The 15,766-nt window shown below is 60.6% G+C and carries 16 protein-coding genes; 9 read left to right on the top strand and 7 right to left on the bottom strand.

What is annotated here, in order from left to right:
- Positions 1–8 precede the first annotated feature (8 nt).
- A complete protein-coding gene (locus tag FFY45_RS08625) occupies positions 9–344 on the top strand; it encodes a hypothetical protein (protein WP_076037944.1) in 336 nt (111 codons plus the stop codon).
- Between the two features lie 70 nt (positions 345–414).
- Complete coding sequence (locus FFY45_RS08620) at positions 415–1,044, top strand: hypothetical protein (protein WP_043888855.1); 630 nt, start codon at positions 415–417, stop codon at positions 1,042–1,044.
- Between the two features lie 38 nt (positions 1,045–1,082).
- On the opposite strand, the gene FFY45_RS08615 is transcribed toward FFY45_RS08620, so the two are convergent.
- Together FFY45_RS08615 and FFY45_RS08610 are read right to left on the bottom strand one after the other, a co-directional pair.
- Entirely contained in the window at positions 1,083–2,432 is a 1,350-nt protein-coding gene (locus tag FFY45_RS08615) for a Tle-like phospholipase domain-containing protein (RefSeq protein ID WP_176340116.1), read from the bottom strand.
- Positions 2,429–3,091, bottom strand: coding sequence for a hypothetical protein (locus tag FFY45_RS08610; protein ID WP_176340115.1), 663 nt, complete (start codon positions 3,089–3,091; stop codon positions 2,429–2,431). The genes FFY45_RS08615 and FFY45_RS08610 overlap by 4 nt, the downstream gene beginning before the upstream one ends.
- Positions 3,092–3,657: 566 nt before the next feature.
- Between FFY45_RS08610 and FFY45_RS08605 the strand changes: the two genes are divergently transcribed.
- The 5 genes from FFY45_RS08605 (at position 3,658) to FFY45_RS08585 (ending at position 6,962) form a co-directional block, all read left to right on the top strand.
- On the top strand, positions 3,658–4,008 hold the full coding sequence (locus FFY45_RS08605; RefSeq protein WP_176340114.1) for a SymE family type I addiction module toxin: 351 nt from the start codon (positions 3,658–3,660) through the stop codon (positions 4,006–4,008).
- 108 nt (positions 4,009–4,116) lie between these two features.
- On the top strand, positions 4,117–4,365 hold the full coding sequence (locus tag FFY45_RS08600; protein WP_176340113.1) for a hypothetical protein: 249 nt from the start codon (positions 4,117–4,119) through the stop codon (positions 4,363–4,365).
- Between the two features lie 662 nt (positions 4,366–5,027).
- Positions 5,028–5,273, top strand: coding sequence for a hypothetical protein (locus FFY45_RS08595; protein ID WP_176340112.1), 246 nt, complete (start codon positions 5,028–5,030; stop codon positions 5,271–5,273).
- 441 nt (positions 5,274–5,714) lie between these two features.
- Complete coding sequence (locus FFY45_RS08590; RefSeq protein WP_176340111.1) at positions 5,715–6,506, top strand: hypothetical protein; 792 nt, start codon at positions 5,715–5,717, stop codon at positions 6,504–6,506.
- Positions 6,507–6,605: 99 nt separating this feature from the next.
- The gene (locus tag FFY45_RS08585; protein WP_176340110.1) at positions 6,606–6,962 is read left to right on the top strand and encodes a YfeK family protein; all 357 of its coding nucleotides are present in this window, start codon (positions 6,606–6,608) and stop codon (positions 6,960–6,962) included.
- 14 nt (positions 6,963–6,976) lie between these two features.
- On the opposite strand, the gene FFY45_RS08580 is transcribed toward FFY45_RS08585, so the two are convergent.
- From FFY45_RS08580 to FFY45_RS08570, 3 genes are all read right to left on the bottom strand, one after another.
- Positions 6,977–9,076 (bottom strand): methyl-accepting chemotaxis protein, encoded by a 2,100-nt coding sequence (locus FFY45_RS08580; RefSeq protein ID WP_176340109.1) that lies wholly within the window; start codon positions 9,074–9,076, stop codon positions 6,977–6,979.
- Positions 9,073–9,570, bottom strand: a complete 498-nt coding sequence (locus tag FFY45_RS08575; protein WP_176340108.1) for a hypothetical protein — start codon at positions 9,568–9,570, stop codon at positions 9,073–9,075. Before FFY45_RS08575 ends, FFY45_RS08580 begins: the two co-directional genes overlap by 4 nt.
- A gap of 385 nt (positions 9,571–9,955) precedes the next feature.
- Positions 9,956–10,390 carry a winged helix-turn-helix transcriptional regulator gene (locus FFY45_RS08570; protein WP_039513244.1) on the bottom strand — a complete coding sequence of 145 codons (435 nt, stop codon included), beginning with the start codon at positions 10,388–10,390 and terminating at the stop codon, positions 9,956–9,958.
- Between the two features lie 134 nt (positions 10,391–10,524).
- Between FFY45_RS08570 and FFY45_RS08565 the strand changes: the two genes are divergently transcribed.
- Both FFY45_RS08565 and FFY45_RS08560 read left to right on the top strand, forming a co-directional pair.
- Positions 10,525–11,412 (top strand): SDR family oxidoreductase, encoded by an 888-nt coding sequence (locus tag FFY45_RS08565; RefSeq protein WP_176340107.1) that lies wholly within the window; start codon positions 10,525–10,527, stop codon positions 11,410–11,412.
- A 562-nt stretch (positions 11,413–11,974) separates the two neighbouring features.
- Positions 11,975–13,420 carry an OprO/OprP family phosphate-selective porin gene (locus tag FFY45_RS08560; protein WP_023903021.1) on the top strand — a complete coding sequence of 482 codons (1,446 nt, stop codon included), beginning with the start codon at positions 11,975–11,977 and terminating at the stop codon, positions 13,418–13,420.
- Between the two features lie 152 nt (positions 13,421–13,572).
- Here the strand turns inward: FFY45_RS08560 and FFY45_RS08555 are convergent, their stop codons facing one another.
- Positions 13,573–14,604 carry a methionine synthase gene (locus FFY45_RS08555; protein WP_176340106.1) on the bottom strand — a complete coding sequence of 344 codons (1,032 nt, stop codon included), beginning with the start codon at positions 14,602–14,604 and terminating at the stop codon, positions 13,573–13,575.
- A 28-nt stretch (positions 14,605–14,632) separates the two neighbouring features.
- On the bottom strand, positions 14,633–15,616 hold the full coding sequence (locus FFY45_RS08550) for a DUF1852 domain-containing protein (RefSeq protein ID WP_176340247.1): 984 nt from the start codon (positions 15,614–15,616) through the stop codon (positions 14,633–14,635).
- Between the last annotated feature and the right edge of the window lie 150 nt (positions 15,617–15,766).

Raw genomic sequence — 15,766 nt, 5'->3', positions numbered from 1 at the left:
TAGACCTCATGACTATCGACATCGACAAACTGACCGAGGCCGAGCTCATCGACCTCAATCATCGGATTGTTGAGAGACTTCGCTTCATGCAGCAAGCGCGAGCTCACGCAACTATGCTCCGCTTCAGCATTGGTGATCGCGTCACGTTTGAGCCGGACATGCGAGGGCCGGTTTATGGCGTTATCGTTCGCTACAACAAAAAATCGGTCTCCGTGCTTACGGATGACGGTCAACGTTGGAATGTAGCGCCTGGTCTTCTACGTCCAGCATCAATAAAGGGCACTAAGCATTCGTCTTCTGGCAACGTTGTCGCTTTGCCTCGCAAACCGCATAATGAAGCCTAACAATTCATTCAAGTCGACGCTGCTTCGCGGCGCGGCTTAATTCAAGCGTTACGCCTCAGAGGAGAGTGCAATGGCAGATGATGGTTTGAAAGGCGCAGAGAAGCGCGATCTCGCTATCCAGACTGGGTTGCAGCTGATTCCGTATGTCGGCGGCTCCCTCTGCACGCTCTATTTCGGAACAAAGCAGGAGAAGCGTTTTAAGCGCATAGAGTCGTTTTATGCTGAGCTGGCAGAAGAGCTGAAACAGGTTAAGGGGGCCATTCCTCCCGTCGAGAAGCAAGACGCTCCTGCCCTTGAGGCGATCATGGAGTCATTGCACGACAAGGTTGAGGCGGAGCCCACCGCTGAAAAGCGCCAGTTCTTTTTGAACTACCTCAAGCACACTCTGCTCCAGCCAGTCTCGGGAAACTTCGATGAGCGCAAGTACTTTCTCACTGCCCTAGATGAAATGAGCCTTCTAGAATGCGAACTTCTTGCCTTCATTAATGGCTCTGCTCAGGTACAGGTCGGGAGCATACAAAAGCCTGGCACTGAGCAGTACGCAATGGTTGGCGCCATTGGGCGGCTCAAGGCAAGAGGTTTCCTCACTGCCTCCCAAGGCTCCTTTGCCATTGGAGGCGGGGCGGATAACTCGCTCCAAGAAATCGTGCAGGTCTCGTCGTTTGGCAAGCGCTTCCACAGTTTCTGCCTAGATGCATAACAATTCATTCAAGCCGAAGCCACTTCGCGGCTCGGCTTTTACATCGACCGTGTAGGTGCTTGCTCAACCGTCTCCTGCTGCGACCGCTGCGCATCCAGGGCCTGAGACTGGCGGACGCTTTCCTGCAGTGGAGGCACGGCCTCAGACAGATCCACCTTGGCCCGGAAGCCCGGCGTCTGGCCGAGAATAAAAATGCTTCCTTGGTGTAGGGTCACGCTCTGCAGCTGATCGTCACGGAGGATGCCCGCGCGCTTGGCTTCGACGGTGGCGTGCATTGCAACCTCATCAGAGGTGCCCTCTGGTAGCTTGCTGTGAATCGATCGATACAGAGGATCGTTTGAGACCATCGCAGGGGCAGGCGCAACGCAGCGCTCCAACGACTCACCAATTGGCATCTTCCAGCCCGGTGGCACATACGCTGGCGCATCCTCGCTTTGCATGCGCTGCTGCACTTCCTGCCACCGTGTCGCAGCCATTTCCGTGCGTCCAGCACCTGGGGTAAGCGGGTCGCGCAAGTGATCGATGCCATCCGCCAGGCTCATCCCTTGGATGACCCTCGCATTGAAGGTCACGCCCATCCTCAACGTCTCAACATCGCCGCGATACTTGTCGATCATCGGCGCATGTTGCCGGGCCAGCAGCTGCATTTGAGGGTCTTCCAACACCGAGCGATCCGGTTTGCCGTTGGCGTCCAACGGAAGGAAGTTGTGGATCCGATGCGAATCTCCCAAGTCCTTTGTGACCATCGGACTGCGTGCATCCAAAAGACTGCTGTCGTTGGCGTAACCAGCCCTATCCAACGCAGTGATCTCATGCGACGCGGCGTATAGCTTTACCTGTCCATAATGCTTACTTGCAGCACTCACGGCATCGCCTGCCATCACGTGATTGATCACGTCGGTGCCACCTTCCGGAATGCGCCGGTCCAGGCTGACCGCGCCATAGGCGTTAAAGGTCTCTCCCTTGAGGCCGAAGTGGTGGGCAGTGACCTGGGCGAGGTTGCCGCCCAGAGAATGACCGGTGACGGTTACTTCCGGTGTCCTGCCGTCCTTGCCGAATTTTTCGGCATATTTCAGCGCGTGCTGCGTTAGCTCAACCGCATCGGCGGCCTGGTTGTTGTGTCTCCCCGTAACCATGCCGCCGTCGGCGTAGAGACCATCCTGCTTTGGTTGACGATCAAACTCGGTTCCACGGTGGGCGACAACAATTTCACCCGTATCCGCTCGCTGATAGATGATGCCCTGATAGCCAGATGGGCGATCCATATACTCAAGACGTTTGTAAGAGACGCCACCAATATCGGCAGGACTACTGTTAGGCCCCGTCTCACGCGGCATCTTGTAGGAATCATCCGCAAGCGCTGCATATTGCTGACTTGTAAGGCTCATGGGACCACCTTCTCAGCTGTTAAGGTGATCTTGAATATGTTGTTGCGTGCACTATCGTTGAACTGATCAATACTCGTCTTACCACCATCAGGAAAGTTATCCATATCTTCTTTTGAATAGCGCCCCTTCCAGAAGTAAGTAACCTTAGGGGTAGAACTTATTATTTCACTCTTGAATAGCGCTGGTTGAAAGCGTGTATCCGCTTGTTTTCCGGTCGCCTTCAGCGAGATACCAACACCATTGAGTTCAAAATTACACACACCCTTTCCGTAATAATCCGCATCGACCATGCCGTCTGCATAGATCGTCGCCACATATGTCGTCGGATCTATTTTTTGAAAATTGATGGGTATCCCATCTTCTTTTGACTTACTCCAAACACCCGCAATAGGCTCTATCGGGGTGCATTGCTCATGGTTCGTCATTTGATAAAAGGCGGTGCCCGATATCCACTCAAATGGACCCGGCGCATCCTCGATCGTCATGGTGAGCTTGTAAGCTTCCGTCGGATGTTGATTTTTCCGATAGACCGGATCTCCATCAGCCGTGGTCTCGCCGTTTTTTTCGTACTTCTCAGACGCAGCATTCATTGGGTTGCACCCCGTCAAAAGGACTAGGAAAAGACATCCGACAATCTTGATTTTGAAATACACGTTCATGCCACCTCGGTGCCCTGCGTGTTTAGAGTTGGGAGCGAACGGCCTGCCGGTGCGGTACGACCTGAGTCGCAGTGACTGCAAACCAAAGACCTATCATCAGCCGTCCGGCATCCACGAAGCAACTACTGCACCTTGGACAAATCCAAGAACACCGTTTGTGCAGCTGGAAGATCCTTTGTCGGAGTGTGGCGAATATGCATTGACTAATCCGCTCTTGACCAATGCCCAGCTCTGACTTTGCCGAGTGAAGCGCTAACGCGCAGATCTTCTATCAACGCTATCCAGAGCGCCAGCATCAACCGGTTGACATGTCACGCAGCGCGTAGCAGTCTCCTCGGCAAGGAGCGTAGAAACTCCCCTAACAGCGGTACCCACCTCCGTCAAACCGGTGGGTTTTTTGTGCCTGCAGTTTCTTGTGGGTGCAACCGACGCGATGCCTGCGTCGGGAGGGCGGCTAATACAACACCCTTCGGGGAAATACGCCCGCCGACTGTTAGCGGTTTCTAACCTCCCGACATCCCGTCGCCACCCGGCGGCGGGGCCTGTTCGTCAAGGAGGGCTTTGCCATGCGTCGATCCACATCCCGTCCCACATCGGCACGCAAGCGCGCCACGGTGCCACCGCCCACCGAGATCGGCTGGCACTCGCTCGATCCCTCGATCAAGCCGCGTCCTTACGTCGAGCGAACCCCTATCCCCCAACCCCGCACCGAAGCCCGCCCACCACGTCCCGGCCACCCGCGTGCCCCGCACCACTGCACCGTCGGCTACGGTTATTACCCCGCCAGCGACCAACGCGTGCCCACGCTGCGCCTGCGCGGCCGCTGGCTGGAACAACTGGGTTTTGCAATCGGCAGCAAGCTGCACATCCGCATGCGCGATGGCGAGCTGATCGTCAGCCTGGCACCCGCCGACTGACCCGGTGTGCCCCGCACGCGCAGCACGCACGTGCGCGCCCGCATCGAGTGCAACGCACATGTCGTACACCGTGCGCGCTCACCGCTCCCCGCGCAGAGGAGGACACAGATGGACCACCCCGCCGCCGTCTTGCATCTCACGCTGGACCAACGCGACCAGCTCGACCGCCTGCTACGCAGCCTCATCGCTCATGGCGACGTCATCGCCATGAGCAAACCGGAGTGCCTGGAGGTGCAGACGCTGCCAACGTTGGGACAAGCCATCTTCGATGCCGCCCATGCCGTTCGCGAGATGCTTGAGCAGCGGGTGGAGCAAAGGCCGGGTAGGTCGTATCTGCACGCCGAGGATGGCGGCTAGGTTGGTTTGAACCTACTGATGGCTAAATTGCTGTCGCATGAAGGCATCTTGAAACTTCAGTGGCTTGCCTCGTTACGCCGCACGTCGTCGAACGTAACGCGTTGTCCCTGCAAAGATGCAGCATGGCACATGGCCATGGGCCGCCGCACTGCTGCGAAGGCCGTGCGATTCACAGGCTTGCAGCGATTGACGGCCGTCAACGCCTCGGCGAGGATCGTGTTACACCGCGCTTAGGCGGCCCAATGATAGCCAGGCGGCTTGGAGGCTTCGATGGAGTTGATACTTCTATTGGGTGCGGTGCTTGCTCTTGGCAATATCGTTGCATCGGTAGCAGTACTTCGCGTTTCGGTGCTCTCGCCATCACAACGCGTACTGCAACTTGCCCTCATCTGGCTTGTCCCAGTCATTGGCGCGGTCGTTTGTGCGGCGTTTGCTTCTTCTCAGGCACTTGGCCCCAGATCGTCCAGTACAATTGACCCGCTTTATCCATCATCCGATGGTAGCGCATCGGAGGGTCAAGACCTTGGTTTCTCTGGCTGCGATGCTGGGGACTCTAGCTGCGCCGGGAGCAGTGACTAATGGCGACGCCTGGCAATTCGTTCAAGCCGAACCCGCTTCGCCGCACGGTTTAATTAATGTGTTAGGCGGCACAGGAAATTTTCATGGCAAAAAATAAGGACTATTGGTTTCCTGCCAAGACTTATGGATGGGGTTGGGGTTTTCCCACTGCTTGGCAAGGATGGCTTGCCTATGGCCTTGCAGCCGCCTTCATTGCTGCCGGCGCCTTCATCTTTTCACCAGTCGGTCGCCCGCTCGCTTTCCAAATCTATACGTGGACCGTCGTTCTGCTCCTTATGGCCGTGTGTTGGATCAAGGGTGAGCCACCGAGCTGGCGCTGGGGCAAGTAGGGGTGCCGCCTAACAATTCATTCAAGCCGAACCCTCCTCGCGAATCGGCTTAATTCAAGTATTAGGCCGCTTTGCACATGCCCACCTATCCGAAATCATCAAAGACATCAGTGGCGAATCGCGCTCTTCGGCTATTCGCTGTACTACTCGTCTTCTTCGGTGTTTCAGGCACCCTTACTTGGTGGCATCACACCAGAACTCTCTCGCCCTGCGCCACTTCTGGCTCCATCGCAAGAGATCCGGTCGCGTGTCATTCTGACCTTTGGCTGTTCGGCACATCCTGGGCCGGGCTTGCCACTTTTTTGTTTGCGCTCTTTGGCGCCTGCTTGCTCTTTTCATGGGGATGGTCCTTGACTCGCCGCAAGCGAAGCTAAAGCCTTAAAATGTATCCAATCGCTCAGCGCTCCAATCTGCCACTCACGCATTACTGCCAAGGAAAGCATGTTCTCCATCTTCAAGAAGAAAGCCGCTCCGTTACTGATCGTTCGAGCCGATGGGCGAGAGTTGTGTCGCGTTAGCCAGAGCGATGTCCCGTGTGAGATCAAGCCTTGCGCATGGTTGAAGCCCAATAGCATCCTCGAATTTGCCGACTCGGCGGGAGAGGTGCATCGGCATGAACTTGGTGCTGCGACGGGGTGGTTCCACTTTTCCGTTCGTGTGCATCCCAACCTCGGGTGCCAGGCAGATTGTGTCATTTCGCAGACCGAGCAGCTCGATCCAGACGCGTTTGCGAACGGCAAGGCATCCGGGATCAGATTCCAGCCGTTCTTTCTGCCGGGCGCCAGCGTCAGCAGTTCCGCACTTGCAGGAAAGGGGCTTTTTGCAAAGGGTCTGCACTTCAGCGGATTAGTCACCGGTGGCAACGTGCTGCTTTCTTGTGAATGCGACCACTGCAAGCGGTCGTTCCTGATCCGCTCCTATCACGCGGGTTTCAGCAACGCGGGATACTTCTACTCGGGATCTGGCAGTTACACCATCACGGTCGATAGCCATCTGCCGGGCAGCCCTGCAGCGCTGTCCGAGCCCGATGCCGCAGCGCTTGCTGCGCTGGAAGACGCACTGCCATTGGCACCGGACGGGTCCCGCTACGCCTACCTCAATCCCTTTCGCTGCCCGCATTGTTCCGAGCCTTACATCGATTTTGAGGCGAATCCAGGTTTGCGGAAGGGCGAGTATTACGGGAATTACTTTGAGGGTTCGACGCTGTTGCGGTATGTCCCTGAGACTGTTTAGCGCCAATGGACTGAGCGATGGATGGAAGGTCGGCCACTGTCACTTCGACCGATCAGCGTGCCTGCTGAGATGGTGACCTGTTGCGCTAAGATTCGGCTGATGAACGCTAAATTTTTTCTGATTGCACTCCTGCTGAGCGCCTCTACATCGGCGCAAGGTGTTTCGCCGGCCACGACGCGTGAGGTTGGTCAGCTTTTCAAAGTCCTTGCGCAATCCAACTGCGAATTTTCGCGCAATGGGTCGTGGTACGCGGCGCCGAAAGCCAGCGAACACCTGCAGCGCAAGTACGAGTACCTGCAGAAGAAGGGGCTGGTGACGTCTACCGAGTCCTTCATTGAGCTTGCCGCCACCAAGAGCAGCATGTCGGGCACGCCGTATCAGGTGCGTTGCGGCAACGCTGCGCCGGTATCGAGCCAATCCTGGTTCACTGGCAAGCTGCGGGAGCTGCGTAACTAATACGCCAGCGTCGATCAGGCAACGCGCAGCCTGTGCACTGCATCAGCGCTGCTGTCGCGTGCATCTGCCACAAACGCACTCACCGCATCTTGCAGCTGCGCGGCATGGTCGCCCATGGCGCGTGCGGCGGCGCTGGCGTCTTGCATACGGGTGACGCCGTCGCGCATGTCGGTGTCCACGCCGGCGAGGCTGTGATGCACCTGCGCGATGCTGCCAGCCTCTTGTTGCGAGGCAACGGCGATCTTGCTGAGCGTGCTGCTGACCTGGCCGATGGTGCTGACGATGTGCTGCATGCCTTCGCCTGCGTGGCGGACTTGTTGCACGCCGGCTTGCATATGCGTGACCGATTCGCCGATCAGCGTCTTGATCTGGCTGGCGGCGGTGGACGAGCGTAGCGCCAGCGCGCGCACTTCGCTGGCGACCACGGCAAAACCGCGGCCTTCGTGGCCGGCACGTGCGGCTTCGACGGCGGCGTTCAAGGCAAGGATATTGGTCTGGAAGGCGAGGCCGTCGATGACCGAGACGATGTCCTGGATGCGCCGCGAGGCCTGCTCCATCTGCTGCATGGTGCCCATCGCCTGATGCATGGTGTCGCCGCCAGTGCGTGCAGCCTCCGATGCGGCGGCGGTGAGTTTGTCCGCATCCGCTGCCTGCGCAGTGTGTTGCTGCATGGTGCCGAGCACTGCCTGCATCTGGGTGGCAGTGCGGCCCAGGGTGGCCGATTGGCGCTGCACCTGCTGCTCCAACGCATCGTTGCGGGTGAGGATGTGGCCGGCGGCGTGATTGATGGCGGTGCTGGAGCTGCGGATCTGCGTGATGATGCGCGCCAGCTCGTCGGCGGTGGCGTTGGCATCGCGCTTCATCTGCTCGAACACGCCTTCGCAATGCCGATCGATGCGTTGCGACAGGTCGCCACGCGACATCGCCGCCAGCATGCGGCGCATGTCCTGCAGGCTGTCGTCGGTGATGGCGAGGAATTGATTGATGCCATCGGCGAGCTGGCCGAGCGTGCCGCCCTTGGCGTGCCCTTGCAGCCGTGCGCCAAGCTCGCCACGCGTGGCATGTGCGATGACCGTGGCCAGCTGTGCTTCCAGCGCCAGTTCCTGGGTGCGGTCTTGCCACTCCACCACCACGCCCAGCGAGGCGCCATCGTGGTCGCGGACGGGAGTGATGTTTTCCTGCAGCTGCAGCGCAGCGAGCGCACGCGTTCTGCTGGTGCCGGCGTCATGCCCCAACTGCACGGCATCGGCAAGCGCGGTGTGCAGCACCTGCGCATCGACCTGCGTGCTCAGTAGCTGGAACGACTGATTGCGGTAGATGGCTTCGCCCTGCCCATCAACAATCGCCACGGCCATCGCCGATGCATCCAGCGCCAGGCGGATGCGCCGATTTTCCAGCAGTAACTGCTGTTGCTGAGCGATGCGCTCTTCCACCTGCACGCTCATGCGCACCAGCGCCTGTGCCAGCGATCCGCTGCGGAAGCTCTGCTGCAGGATGGCCGGCGGCAAGGTGGCGCCGGTTGCCAGGGTGTCGGCCAGTTCCACCAGCGATTCGGCTTCGTGGTCGAGCGCATCGACCTGGCGACGCAACTGGATGGCCATGACGCAGACGAAGGCGGTTTCGACGATCACATAACCGGCATGCAGCAGCACGATACCGAAGCCGCTGCCGACAGTGAACGCCTGCACCGGCATGCCACGCGATTGCAGCCAATAGAACGCCAGGTGATGCACGGCGATGGCCCCGGCGGCCACCACCACCGGCAACCAGTCGCGGTAATAGAGCAGCAGCGCCAGGATCACGAAGACGCCGAAGTGCATCTCCACCAGGCCGTGCGCTTGCTGGATGGTGGCAGCGACCAGGGCCATCAGCACCAAGGCGTTGGTGATGCGGGTCAGGCGCGTGCCAGGGTTGGCATGCACCTGCCAGGCCATCAGCAACAGGCTGGGCAGCGTGACGGCGAGAAAGGTGGTCCACTGGCCTTGATACCAAGCCAGGCCCAGCGAGCCAAGGCTCTGCAGCACGGCCAGCCACAGAAACAGCCGATCGGCCTTGATCGCCAGGCGGGTGGCGTAGGTGGAGGTCGGCGATGCCGATGCGGGCAGTTCCGTCATGACAGCGACTCCATGGCACAAGGACAAGGGAACGCCACCGCAGCACTTGGGGTGCGCGCCAGCACGTTGGGAAGCCAGCGCGACCAATCGGCCGCGCCTGCCGTGCCGCACACGGCACCGCCGTCGGCCGGGCCGGCATAGCGCGGTTGGCCGTCAGCGCCGAGCAACCACACCGAATAGCCGCTGCCACGCAGCGTTGGTATGTCGAGCATGCGCACCTGGCCGCCACGCGCACGCACCGCGCTGCTGAGTACGGCCCAGGCGCGATTGGATGCAAGGTCGGTACAGGCGCAAGCGCCTGCGACGCCGATCAACATCGGCGCCTGCTGCGTGGCCGGCAGGCTGGCCTGCACCTGCGCCCAGGCACTGGCCACATCGTTGCTCGGCATGCGAGGCGTGGACCAGGCCACGGCGATCCAGCCGCACCACAGCGCGAGCAGGGCAACGCCCAGGGTGCGTCGCGTTGAGGCGGACAAGGTGCCGAAGACGGGCATGGCGCAGCGGGTTCGCGAGATAAGGTGAGCCCTTATCGGGTGCGAGCGCCTACGCTTGAGTCGGCTTTCGATTGAAGTTTGCGATGGCAGCGATAGGCCGCGACATCGTGCTGACGCTGCAAGGGTTTGCGCGCCGCAGCCGGCATGGTTGCGCTATCAGGCGTTTATCCCGCGCGGGATTTTGTGAGCATGCACTCACATCTTTGCACTGGGTCCATTGTGGAGACGCAAGCCGCTGGCGAGTGCCAGGCGGCAACAGTCGATCCATGGCTGGCACGCGCGCAAGTCAACGATCAACCGACGATCAGCCGACGTAGCGGCGTAGCGGCGCCAACCTAATCAGACCGGCGCCGTCAGTTCCCTCGTCAGCACTGCAGTGCAGCGCTTACGCCATCGCTTCGTCGGCATCCAGCGCGACCGCCGGCTGCTGGGCATGATCGAAGCGTTCACGTGCGGAGCGAATGGCCGCATGGTTTTCGCCTGCCCAGTTGAGCAGCTGCGAGATCGGGCCGAGCAGCGCCACGCCAAGCTTGGACAAGGCATATTCCACGCTGGGCGGCTTGGTGGCGTAGACCTTGCGGGTAATCATGCCGTTGCGCTCGAGGTTGCGCAGGGTCTGGGTCAGCATCCGCTTGGAGATGTCCGGCACGGCACGCTGGATGGCGCTGAAGCGGGACGGGCCGGGGATCAACGTCAGCAGGATCAGCATGGTCCATTTGTCGCCGATCTGATCGAGCACATCGCGCACCGGGCACTTGGTGGCGTCGAAGGGCATGCCTTGCAGGGACGGCGGCGGTGGAAACAGAGCAATCGCGTTCACGGGGGTATCTCACGGTAACCAGGGGGAAGAAAACTGCCTCCTTGTGGAGGATCGAACGGCCCTGATAATGAGTGCGCGGACCTAGAGTCTAGATAGTAGACCACACCTCTTATCAATACCAACTGGAGTTCACCATGGCACACACTTCCCCCCTGATCCTCGTCACCGGCGCCAGCGGGCAGTTGGGCGCGTTGGTCGTCGAAGCCTTGCTAGAGCGTGTGCCAGCGGCACGCATCGTAGCAACGGCCCGCGATACTGCGTCACTCGCAAAGTTCGCAAAACGCGACATCAGCGTGCGTCGCGCCGACTATGCAGACCCGCAGAGCCTGGATGAGGCCTTCGCCGGGGTGGGCCGCGTATTGCTGGTGTCGTCCAATGCGGTGGGCGAACGCGTGCCGCAGCACCGCAACGTGATCGAGGCGGCCAAGCGTGCCGGCGTGGAATTGCTGGCCTATACGAGCGTGCTGCGCGCCGACAGCAGCACGCTGTCGCTAGCCGACGAGCATGTCGCCACCGAAGCGCTGCTGCGCGAGAGCGGCGTGCCGCACGCGCTGCTGCGCAATGGCTGGTACACCGAGAACTACACCGGCTCGATCGCGGCCGAAGTGGCGCAAGGCGCGGTGATCGGCAGCGCCGGCGAGGGCAGGATCAGCGCAGCCACGCGTGCGGATTACGCCGCAGCCGCCGCGGCAGTGCTGGCCGCCGACACACCGCAGGCCGGGAAGGTCTACGAGCTGGCCGGCGATACCGCCTTCACCATGGCCGACTATGCCGCCGAGCTGGCGCAGCAGTCCGGCAAGCCGGTGGCGTATCACGATCTGCCCGAAGCCGACTACGCGGCGGCGCTGGTGCAAATCGGCTTGCCGGCTCCGTTCGCCCAGGTGCTGGCGCAGTGCTCGGCGTCCTCGCGCGGCGGCAGCCTGTTCGACGACAGCCACACCTTGAGCGGGTTGATCGGCCGCCCGACCACCTCGCTGCACGATGCGGTGGCTGCGGCGTTGAAGGCGGCACCGGCAGCCTGAGTCGGGCGTCGGCACGGTGCTGGTCGACATGCGTTGACCAGTACCTGCTCGGCGATACGCCAGAGTGTTTGATCAGACGACGCCGGGCTCTGACCCGCCTTCGCCGCGTTTTGATTTATTCGTCCCCTCGCCCACCGCTGCTCGGGAAGACGACGACAGCGGCGCGGTTGCCGTACGCGGCGCGCGCCTTCCGCCCTGCATCACTCTCCGCCTCATGGCGTCGCTGCCTGCCAGTGGCACTGCAGACTTGAGGACGCGCGGCGGCAACAAGAGCGTTGCAAAAACGCCCCGCACCTCACATTGCGCGCTGATAGGTTCGCCTCGCGCGCGTCGCATAACTGACATCGGCCGGAAACGCAGCTGACACATGCGTGGCGCTGACCAGTCGCTTCCGATGTCACCAAACTGACATCAAATCTAAATATAACTGCTGCCATTGCCGCTACGTCAGGACGACCTGGGCGCCTGGCAGGCGCTCAGACGCCATGTTCGCCGCCCCGGTTGGGGGCAGCCGCAGGCCTGACGCTGCCGCCGACCCGTTTCCCTTGCACGAGCCGGACCCATGAAAAAACGCAATCTCGCCACCGTTCTGTGCGCCCTCAGCGCGACCGCCAGCGGCAGTACGCTGGCCGCCGAGCTGGAGTTGTACGTCGACCGCAAGACCAAGCAGATCTTCGCCGAGCCGGCACCGGGGCGCGACAAGCTGGGCAAGTTCGTGCAGGTGGACGAGAACGGCAAGCTGCCGGCCTCGGCACTGCCTGCCGCGCCGGCATTGCCGCCACCGCCCGCCGCGCCAGTGGCGGCCGACACCGCCATCGCCCAGACCGCACCTGCACCCGTGCCGGCAGCAGCACCGGCCAAGCCCGGCGAGGCCGGCAAGAAGTGGTACGACAAGCTGAGCCTGCGCGGCTACACGCAGATCCGCTACAACCAGGGCATCGGCGGCGACGCGCAGGATCTGCGCGCACCGGGCGACCGCTTTATCGGCAACGACCAGAGCCTGGGCATCCGCCGTGCGCGCCTGGTGCTTAGCGGCGATCTCAACGAGCACGTGTCGCTGTACTTCCAGCCGGATTTTGCGAGCACGCCGACCGGTTCGACCACCTCCAACTTCGCGCAGCTGCGCGATGCGTATGCCGACATCTACTTCGACAAGAAGCGCGAGTACCGCGTGCGCGTGGGCCAGTCGAAGATGCCGTACGGCTGGGAGAACCTGCAGTCCAGCCAGAACCGTCTCACGCTGGACCGCGCCGACGCGCTCAACTCCGGCCTGCGCGACGAACGCGATATCGGTGCGGTGTTCTATTACAGCCCCACCGTGGCCAAGGGCCGCTTTCAGGATCTGGTCAAGTCGGGCCTGAAGGGCTCGGGCGATTACGGCGTGATCGGCGCTGGCGTCTACAACGGCCAGGGCGCCAACCGCGCCGAACGCAACGACGGCATGCATGCGGTGGTGCATGCCACCTACCCGTTCAAATTCGCCAACGGCCAGTATCTTGAAGTGGGCGCCGATGCCTACAGCGGCCGCTTCGTACCGACTGCTGCAGCGGTGAATATCGGTGGCCGCAGTTTCACCCCCGCCATCACCGACCCGAACGGCTACACCGACCAACGCGTGGCCGCCCACATCATTTACTACCCGCAGCCGTTCGGCCTGCAGGCCGAGTGGACGGTGGGCCGCGGCCCGGAGCTGGACGTCGCGCAGCGGCGTATCCGTACCCGTTCGCTGAGCGGCGGTTATGTGCAGGCGATGTTCAAGCACGACTTCAATTACGGCACTCTGCTGCCGTACCTGAAATGGCAGACCTACCGCGGCGGTTCCAAGTTCGATACCAATGCGCCGCGCATGCGCCTGGACGAAGTGGAAGCCGGTGTCGAGTGGCAACCGATGGATGCGCTGGAACTGGTATTCGCGTATTCGAAGATGAAGCGCACCGACGTCACCACGGCGCCGTATCCGGTTGTGGAAGGCGACTTGCTGCGGCTGCAGTTGCAGGTCAATTATTGATCGCTGCAACCAGATGGAAGACAAACAAGCCCCCGCATGCGGGGGCTTGTTTGTTAGTGCAGCGCCGGTCTCGGTCGCCCGTTGCAGCAGCGGGATAGCGTTCGCGTCGGCCCGCATTCCTTCGGCCGATGATCTACGCAAGCATCAGCGCGCTACCGCGCCGACAGTTCTGCACGGATGATGTCTGCGCCTGCACTGAGGGCAGTGAGTTTGCCTCGTGCGACGTGCCGGGCGAGCGGCGCCATCCCGCAGTTGGTGGACGGGTAGAGCTTGTCGGCATCGACAAACCGAAGCGCTTTGCGCAGCGTATCGGCCACCTCCTGCGGTGTTTCGATCGTGTTGCTTGCCACGTCGATGGCGCCGACCATCACCTTCTTGCCGCGAACGAGTTCGATCAGATCGATCGGCACGTGCGAGTTGTGGCATTCCAGCGAGATGATGTCGATATTGGATGTCTGCAGCTTGGGGAACGACTCCTCGTACTGACGCCACTCCGACCCCAGCGTCTGCTTCCAGTCGGTATTGGCCTTGATGCCGTAGCCATAGCAGATATGGACGGCGGTCTCGCATTTTAGGCCTTCGATGGCCCGTTCAAGGGTGGCAACACCCCAGTCGTTGACCTCGTCGAAGAAGACATTGAAGGCCGGCTCATCGAACTGGATGATGTCCACGCCGGCCGCTTCGAGCTCCCTGGCTTCCTGATTGAGAATCTTCGCAAACTCCCATGCCAGCTTTTCGCGGCTTTTGTAGTGCGCATCAAAGAGGGTGTCGATCATCGTCATGGGGCCGGGCAGCGCCCATTTGATCGGCTGCCGGGTTTGCTGGCGCAAGAACTTGGCATCGTCGACGAAGACGGACTTCGGGCGGCTCACCGCACCAACAACGGTAGGGACGCTGGCGTCATAGCGATCGCGAATCCTGACCGTCTCGCGCTTTTCGAAATCCACACCGCTGAGGTGTTCGATGAAGGTGGTGACGAAATGCTGACGGGTCTGCTCGCCGTCGCTCACGATATCGATGCCTGCGTGCTGCTGTTCCTGCAGCGACAAGCGCAATGCGTCCTGCTTGCCTTCGATCAGTTCCTCGTCCTGCAGCTTCCAGGGAGACCAGAGTTTTTCGGGCTGCGCGAGCCAGGACGGCTTGGGCAGGCTACCGGCGGTTGAGGTGGGGAGCAGCTTATTCATGATGAGTGATGTCTTGCGTTCGTGTTGATTAGACAGCGTGGCTGGAGGCCCACTGCTCGAGAATGTTCCCGTAGGGCTTGATGAAGTGCTCCTGCGTGAATTTGCCCTGCGTCACCGCGAGCTGACTACGCTCTTCGCGGTCGTAGACGATCTGGGTAGACGAGTAATCCTGATGCTTCAGGCTCGGCTGGTAGATGGCACCTGCTGCGGAATTGGCGTTGTAGATCTCTGGCCGGTAAATCTTCTGGAACGTCTCCATGGTGCTGATGGTGCCGATCAGCTCAAGATTGGTGTAGTCGTTCAGCAGGTCGCCGAGAAAGTAAAACGCCAACGGGGCGACGCTGTTGGGCGGCATGAAATAGCGCACCTGCAGGCCCATCTTCTCGAAATACCGATCCGTCAATGAACCTTCGTCCTGCCTGTATTCGATGCCCAGGATGGGGTGCTGGTTTCCGGTGCGGTGATAGACCTTGCTGCTGGAGACGCTGATGCAGATGACCGGCGGCTTGGTGAACCGCGCCTTGTAGGCGTCCGAGTGCACGAAGTGCTTGAACAGCTTGCCATGCAGGCTGCCGAACTCCGCCGGCAGGCTGAAGTTGGACGCGTCCTGATTGTGCGCTGGCAGCAGCACGCTGAAATCGTAGTCACGCACATAGGAGGAAAAATTATTCCCTGCAATGCCGTCGATGCGCGCGCCGTTCGTTTTATCGAGAATGCTGGGTTTCAATATCTCGATCAGCGGAAATGCATCACCTGCTTCGCTCCCACCGATCTTCATCTCGACAGAGATGATTTCGAGTTCGACTGTATAGCGGTCAAGCGTGGGATTATCCCAATGCGCCAGGTCGTTGAAGCGGTTGTTAATCATCGCCAGCGTGTTACGCAAATTTTCCTGACGACGCTGCCCCCTGGCCAGGTTGGCAAAGTTGGTCGTGTTGCGCGTATTGGCCGCGGGACGGTAGTCCTCATCGAACCAAAGGCTCTTGATGCTGAAGGTCAATTCCTGAGTCATTGCAAGCTGACGCCTTGTTTCGAGATTAAATACGAGCGCACTTTTCAGCGGAGCTGTTGATGCCTGCTGGATGGAAACCGGAACTCTGGATCGGCGGACCATTGCCAACGGATCCGGTGGCCGGCGAGGGCGTGGTGGCCCGCCAGGCAA

This window comes from Xanthomonas hortorum (genome assembly GCF_011305375.1).
In the GTDB taxonomy this organism is placed as follows: Bacteria; Pseudomonadota; Gammaproteobacteria; order Xanthomonadales; family Xanthomonadaceae; genus Xanthomonas; species Xanthomonas hortorum_E.
The sequence above is the reverse complement of the archived record's forward strand: the minus strand, read 5'-3'. Positions and strand labels throughout refer to the sequence as shown.